Below are 4,802 nucleotides of genomic sequence, written 5' to 3' on the forward strand. Positions count from 1 at the left end.
TGCTGAGGCCGGTGGACAGCGAGGTGACGTTGCTGTTGGTGGTGCTGAGGCCGGTGGACAGCGAGGTGACGTTGCTGTTGGTGGTGCTGAGGCCAGTCGACAGCGACGCGACGTTGCTCGTCGTGGTGCTCAAGCCGGTGGACAGTGAACCGACACTGGTTGAGGTCGAGGACGACAGCGAGCCGACGCTGCTGTTGGTGCTGCTGAGGCCGGACGACAGCGATGAGATGTTGCTGGTGGTGGTGCTCAGTCCGGTGGACAGCGAGCCAACGCTGGTCGAAGTCGAGGACGACAGCGAAGCGACATTGCTGTTGGTGGTGCTGAGGCCAGTGGACAACGAGCCGACACTGCTGTTTGTGGTGCTGAGGCCGGACGACAGCGATGAGACGTTGCTGTTGGTCGAGCTCAGGCCAGTCGAGAGCGACGCGACGTTGCTCGTCGTGGTGCTCAGGCCGGTGGACAGCGAGCCAACGCTGGTCGAAGTCGAGGACGACAGCGAAGTGACGTTGCTGTTCGTTGTCGACAGGCCGGTGGAGATCGAGGACACGCCGGACGACAGCGAGGAAACCGTGCTGTTGGTGGTGCTGAGGCCAGTGGACAGCGAGCCGACGCTGCTGTTTGTGGTGCTGAGGCCGGACGACAGCGACGAGATGTTGCTGGTGGTGGTGCTCAAGCCGGTGGACAGCGAGCCAACGCTGGTCGAAGTCGAGGACGACAGCGAAGTGACGTTGCTGTTCGTTGTCGACAGTCCAGTCGAGATCGAGGACACGCCGGACGACAGCGAGGAAACCGTGTTGTTGGTGGTGCTGAGGCCGGACGACAGCGATGAGACGTTGCTGTTGGTCGAGCTCAGGCCAGTCGAGAGCGACGCGACGTTGCTCGTCGTGGTGCTCAAGCCGGTGGACAGCGAGCTGACGCTGGTCGAGGTCGATGACGACAACGAGCCGACGCTGCTGTTTGTCGTGCTCAGGCCGGACGACAGCGACGAGATGTTGCTGGTGGTGGTGCTCAGTCCGGTGGACAGCGAGCCAACGCTGGTCGAAGTCGAGGACGACAGCGAAGCGACATTGCTGTTGGTTGTCGACAGTCCAGTCGAGATCGAAGACACGCCAGTCGACAGCGAGGAGACCGTGCTGTTGGTGGTGCTGAGGCCAGTGGACAACGAGCCGACACTGCTGTTTGTCGTGCTCAAGCCGGACGAGAGCGAGGAGACGTTGCTGTTGGTCGAACTCAGGCCAGTCGACAGCGAAGCAACGTTGCTCGTCGTGGTGCTCAAGCCGGTGGACAGTGAGCCGACGCTGGTCGAAGTCGAGGACGACAGCGAAGCGACATTGCTGTTCGTTGTCGACAGTCCAGTCGAGATCGAGGACACGCCGGTCGACAGCGAGGAGACCGTGCTGTTTGTGGTGCTCAAGCCGGACGACAGCGATGAGACGTTGCTGTTGGTCGAGCTCAGGCCAGTCGAGAGCGAGGCGACGTTGCTCGTCGTGGTGCTCAAGCCAGTGGACAGCGATCCGACGCTGGTCGAGGTCGAGGACGACAGCGAAGTGACGTTGCTGTTCGTTGTCGACAGGCCGGTAGAGATCGAGGACACGCCGGTCGACAGCGAGGAAACCGTGCTGTTGGTGGTGCTGAGGCCGGACGACAACGATGAGACGTTGCTGTTGGTCGAACTAAGGCCAGTCGACAGCGACGCGACGTTGCTCGTCGTGGTGCTCAAGCCGGTGGACAGTGAACCGACACTGGTCGAGGTCGATGACGACAGTGAGCCGACGCTGCTGTTGGTGGTGCTGAGACCGGTGGACAGCGAACCGACACTGGTCGAAGTCGAGGACGACAGCGAAGCGACATTGCTGTCGGTTGTCGACAGTCCAGTCGAGATCGAAGACACGCCGGTCGACAGCGAAGAGACCGTGCTGTTGGTGGTGCTGAGACCGGTGGACAACGAGCCGACACTGCTGTTGGTGGTGCTGAGGCCGGACGACAGCGATGAGACGTTGCTGTTGGTCGAACTCAGGCCAGTCGACAGCGAGGCGACGTTGCTCGTCGTGGTGCTCAAGCCGGTGGACAGAGAGCCGACGCTGGTCGAGGTCGAAGACGACAGCGACGCGACGTTGCTGTCGGTTGTCGACAGTCCAGTCGAGATCGAAGACACGCCGGTCGACAGCGAGGAGACCGTGTTGTTGGTGGTGCTGAGGCCAGTGGACAACGAGCCGACACTGCTGTTGGTAGTGCTGAGGCCGGACGACAGCGATGAGACGTTGCTGTTGGTCGAGCTCAGGCCAGTCGAGAGCGACGCGACGTTGCTCGTCGTGGTGCTCAAGCCGGTGGACAGCGAGCTGACGCTGGTCGAGGTCGATGACGACAACGAGCCGACGCTGCTGTTTGTCGTGCTCAGGCCGGACGACAGCGACGAGATGTTGCTGTTGGTGGTGCTCAGTCCGGTGGACAGCGAGCCAACGCTGGTCGAAGTCGAGGACGACAGCGAAGCGACATTGCTGTTCGTTGTCGACAGCCCGGTGGAGATCGAAGAGACGCCGGTAGACAGCGAGGAGACGCTGCTAGTTGTCGTGCTCAGACCGCTGGACAACGAGGACACATTGCTGTTGGTGGTGCTGAGGCCCGACGACAGCGACGTGACATTGCTCGTCGTGGTGCTCAGTCCGGTGGACAGCGATCCGACGCTGGTCGAAGTCGAGGACGACAGCGACGCGACGTTGCTGTTCGTTGTCGACAGGCCGGTGGAGATCGAGGACACGCCGGTCGACAGCGACGAAACCGTGCTGTTCGTGGTGCTCAAGCCGCTCGACAACGACGAAACATTGCTGTTGGTTGTGGACAGCCCGGTGGACAGCGAGCCAACGCTGGTCGAAGTCGAGGACGACAGCGAAGTGACATTGCTGTTCGTTGTCGACAGGCCGGTAGAGATCGAAGACACGCCGGTCGACAGTGAGGAGACCGTGCTGTTGGTGCTGCTGAGTCCCGACGACAGCGATGTGACACTGCTCGTCGTGGTCGAGAGTCCGGTCGACAGTGAACCGACGCTGGTTGAGGTCGAGGATGACAGCGAAGCGACATTGCTGTTGGTTGTCGACAGGCCGGTCGAAATCGAGGACACACCGGTCGACAGCGAGGAGACCGTGCTGTTGGTAGTGCTGAGGCCGGTGGACAGTGAGCCGACGCTGGTCGAAGTCGACGACGACAGAGAAGAAACGTTGCTGTTGGTCGTACTCAGTCCGCTGGACAGCGAGGAAACGTTGCTGTTGGTGCTGCTCAAGCCGCTCGACAGCGACGTGACATTGCTATTTGTCGTCGACAGCCCGGTTGACAGCGAGCTGACGCCAGTTGAGGTCGAGGTCGACAGCGAAGACACATTGCTATCGGTGGTGCTCAGTCCACTGGAGAGCGACGAAACATTGCTGTTGGTTGTCGACAGGCCGGTCGAGATCGAAGACACGCCGGTCGACAGCGAGGAGACCGTGCTGTTAGTGGTGCTGAGACCGGTGGACAGCGACGTGACGTTGCTCGTCGTGGTCGAGAGTCCCGTGGACAGAGAACCGACGCTGGTCGAGGTCGAGGACGACAGCGAAGCGACATTGCTGTTCGTTGTCGACAGTCCAGTCGAGATCGAGGACACGCCGGTCGACAGCGAGGAAACCGTGCTGTTCGTGGTGCTCAAGCCGGTGGAAAGGGAGCCGACGCTGGTCGAAGTCGATGACGACAACGAAGAAACATTACTGTTTGTGCTGCTCAAGCCCGACGACAGGGACGTGATGTTGCTCGTCGTGGTCGAGAGGCCAGTGGAGAGTGAGCCGACGCTGGTCGAGGTCGACGACGACAGCGATGAGACGTTGCTATCGGTGGTGCTCAAGCCAGTGGACAGCGAGGAGACATTGCTGTTTGTCGTGCTCAGGCCGCTGGACAGTGAGGAAACATTGCTGTTGGTGCTGCTCAAGCCGCTAGACAGCGAAGTAACGTTGCTGTTTGTCGTCGACAACCCGCTGGAGACCGAGGACGACAACGAGGAGACATTGCTGTTGGTCGTGGACAGCCCAGTGGACAGCGAACCAACGCTGGTCGAGGTCGAAGTCGACAGCGACGAGACGTTGCTATTCGTAGTCGACAACCCGCTGGACAGCGAAGTGACGTTGCTGTTGGTCGTAGACAGCCCGGTGGACAGCGAGCCAACACTGGTCGAGGTCGAAGTCGACAGCGACGAGACGTTGCTATCGGTGGTGCTCAAGCCGCTCGACAGCGAAGTAACGTTGCTGTTTGTCGTCGACAGCCCGCTGGAGACCGAGGACGACAACGAGGAGACATTGCTGTTGGTCGTGCTTAGGCCGCTCGACAATGATGAAACGTTGCTGTTGGTGCTGCTCAGGCCGCTCGACAACGACGAAACGTTGCTATTGGTCGTAGACAACCCGGTCGACAGAGAGCTAACGCTGGTCGAGGTCGAAGTCGACAGCGAGGACACGTTGCTGTTCGTGGTCGACAGTCCGCTGGAGACCGAGGACGACAGCGATGAGACATTGCTGTTTGTCGTGCTCAAGCCGCTCGACAGCGAAGTAACGTTGCTGTTTGTCGTCGATAACCCGCTGGAGACCGAGGACGACAACGAGGTGACGTTGCTGTTGGTCGTGCTCAGGCCGCTCGACAACGACGAAACGTTGCTATTGGTCGTAGACAACCCGGTCGACAGTGAACCAACGCTGGTCGAGGTCGAAGTCGACAGCGAGGACACGTTGCTGTTCGTGGTCGACAGTCCGCTGGAGACCGAGGACGACAGCGATGAGACATTG

General features: G+C 60.6%; 1 protein-coding gene. It reads right to left on the reverse strand.

Annotated elements, in window-relative coordinates:
• Positions 1 to 4,802: beta strand repeat-containing protein (locus ACYP33_RS34725; RefSeq protein WP_459625614.1), on the reverse strand; the 4,802-nt coding region annotated here is incomplete at both ends.

This window comes from Burkholderia sp. 3C (assembly GCF_054589155.1).